The sequence below is a fragment of the Vibrio sp. Vb1554 genome (assembly GCF_033344235.1).
The window spans coordinates 1-1,144 of sequence record NZ_JAWPOJ010000345.1 but is presented as its reverse complement, the minus strand read 5'-3'; the positions used below and the strand labels follow the sequence as shown (position 1 = coordinate 1,144).

The 1,144-nt window shown below is 46.2% G+C and carries 1 protein-coding gene; it reads left to right on the top strand.

The features are described 5' to 3' along the window. Positions 1-1,144 (top strand): methyl-accepting chemotaxis protein (locus R8N28_RS26175; RefSeq protein ID WP_318183778.1); only part of this gene is annotated, 1,144 nt, incomplete at both ends.

The following is a 1,144-nucleotide window of genomic DNA, read 5'->3' as shown; positions in this document are numbered from 1 at the left end:
ATGACATGGTGTCACTTCGAAATAGCCTGCAAATTGAGGACACAGGTTACGTGTTCTTAACGAATGAAAAAGGTGACATTCAAATTCATCGTCAACAAGGCAAAAACAAAACGTCGATTGCGCAGCTTTTTGGCAGCAACGCGAATCAACTGCTGAACAAAAACAGCTTCAACCTAATTAATGTCGAGTTTGAAGGTAAGGACAATTTCATCGCGAGTTTGTATGTGCCATCAATGAACTGGTTTGTTATTGGCGTCGTGCCTGTTGATGAAGTGTTTGCTGATCTCAATGCCACTGGCCAAAAAATGATGATCACAACCATTGTAGTGGCGTTGGTGTTCATTTTGATGGGCGTATTGCTCGCAAACAGTATCACTAAGCCAATTCGTTTGATTGCAGATCGCTTTACCGATCTTGGTCAAGGCGAAGGTGATTTATCACAGCGTATTGAAATTCGTGGCAATGATGAAATTGCGCAACTTTCTAAAGGTTTCAACGGATTTATTGAGAAAATCCACGCAACTATGAAAGAGGTATCTTTGACGAGCGGTGCACTGAGTCAAGCGGCAGACAGCGTGTCGAGCAAAGCAACGTCAACGTACGATAATAGCCAAGAGCAACGTGACCAGACGATTCAAGTGGTTGCAGCGATCAACCAAATGGGTGCGACGATCAGTGAAATTGCGTCTAACGCAGCGACGGCAGCCGATACTGCAAACCAAGCGTCTGATAATACTCAGACGGGTCGTGAAGTTGTGATGAAAGCGAAAGAAGTGATCAGCCGTCTTGCTGACGATGTGGAAACGACAAACATTGTTGTGACACAGCTTGCTTCTACAACGAAAGATATCGGCTCTATCCTTGGTGTAATCCGCGATATCTCTGAGCAAACAAACTTGTTGGCACTGAACGCAGCGATTGAAGCGGCACGCGCAGGTGAGCAAGGTCGAGGCTTTGCGGTAGTTGCAGATGAAGTTCGTAACCTAGCGTCGCGCACTGCCGATTCAACGGAAGAGATTCAACGTATGATCAACCAGCTTCAAAGTGATGCTCAGGACGCAGTAAGCGCGATGGAAGCTGGCAAAGCGGTCACATTTGAAGGTGTGGCTTCGACGGATGAAGCAGTAGAAGTGCTGGTGAATAT